This window comes from Sulfitobacter sp. UBA1132, assembly GCF_002311545.1.
GTDB classification, from domain to species: Bacteria; Pseudomonadota; Alphaproteobacteria; order Rhodobacterales; family Rhodobacteraceae; genus Sulfitobacter; species Sulfitobacter pontiacus.
This window is the reverse complement of sequence record NZ_DCAN01000004.1, coordinates 1116-2530: the sequence shown is the minus strand read 5'-3', so window position 1 is coordinate 2530 and position 1415 is coordinate 1116. Positions and strand designations below refer to the sequence as shown.

Below are 1415 nucleotides of genomic sequence, written 5' to 3'. Positions count from 1 at the left end.
CCTTGTGAACGCGCTTCAGCCTGCCGAGGTCTCCAAGGTTGTTCTGGATGAAGAAGCCGGCAAAATCGAAGTCGTCGTTCCCGAAGAACAACTGTCGTTGGCGATTGGCCGTCGTGGTCAGAACGTGCGTCTGGCGTCGCAGCTGACCGGTCTGGACATCGACATCATGACCGAAGAGCAAGAGAGCCAGCGCCGTCAGGCAGAGTTCGAACTGCGCACCAAGCTGTTCATGGACAATCTGGATCTGGACGAATTCTTTGCCCAGCTTCTGGTCTCCGAAGGGTTCACCAACCTCGAAGAAGTCGCCTATGTCGAAGTGGACGAGCTGCTGGTCATCGACGGTGTTGACGAAGACACCGCAAGCGAACTGCAAGCCCGCGCCCGTGACGTGATCGAAGCGCAGAACAAAGCGGCGCTTGATGCGGCGCGCGCCTTGGGTGTGGACGACACGCTTATTGAATTCGACGGTCTGACACCCCAAATGATTGAGGCACTGGCCAAAGACGACGTTAAAACGCTCGAAGATTTCGCGACTTGCGCGGATTGGGAGCTGGCCGGCGGCTGGACTACCGTGAATGGCGAACGCACCAAGGATGAAGGGACACTTGAACCTTTCGATCTGTCGCTGGAAGATGCGCAAAAGCTGATCATGACCGCGCGCGTCCTGCTGGGGTGGGTCGATCCTGCCGAGCTTGAAGCGGATGATGTCGACGAAGAGTTCGATGCCGACATCGACACGGACGAGGAGGCCGAGGCCTGATCGCGGGGCCTTGGGGAACGATATGACACGTGGTGGCGTTTCTAAAGACCGGCAAGACGGTCCCGAACGAAAGTGTATCGCCACTGGCGAGGCGCAGCCCAAAAACGGGCTGATCCGCTTTGTCATTGGTCCCGATATGCATGTTTTCCCTGATATCATGGGGAAACTGCCCGGTCGGGGGATGTATGTGTCAGCGGATCGGGCCGCATTGGAGAAAGCGGCCAAGAAGGGTCTGTTCGCCCGCTCGGCCAAGCAACCTGTCAAGGTTGCGGATGATTTGGTGGATGAAGTTGAAAAGCAACTTGTCCGCCGTGTGGTTGACCTGATTTCGTTGCAACGCAAGGCGGGCAAGGCCGTTGCGGGCTACGAAAAAGTCAAAGGTTGGCTGCAAATGGAAGAAGCCGAAGTGTTGATCCAGGCAGTAGATGGATCGGGCCGCGGCAAATCGAAACTAAGCACGCCGCATTACGGCCATTACATTGGCTGGCTGACGGCAGACGAATTGGGTTTGGCTTTCGGACGCCAAACTGTGATACATGGGGCGCTCGCCTCTGGTGGTCTTACCTCTCGTGTTGTAGAGGAGGCTCAGCGGTTAAAAGGCGTGCGCATAAACGAGGGTGGCAACGGTCACCCGAAAGGATAGACGAGCTTCATG

General features: G+C 57.1%; 2 protein-coding genes. Both read left to right on the top strand.

The features are described from left to right. Window positions 1-760, top strand: a 760-nt coding sequence (locus B4F27_RS00945; RefSeq protein WP_286758621.1) for a helix-hairpin-helix domain-containing protein, incomplete at its 5' end; no start/stop codon positions are given. A 22-nt stretch (window positions 761-782) separates the two neighbouring features. Beyond that, on the top strand, window positions 783-1403 hold the full coding sequence (locus B4F27_RS00940; RefSeq protein WP_005850857.1) for an RNA-binding protein: 621 nt from the start codon (window positions 783-785) through the stop codon (window positions 1401-1403). Window positions 1404-1415: the final 12 nt, after the last annotated feature.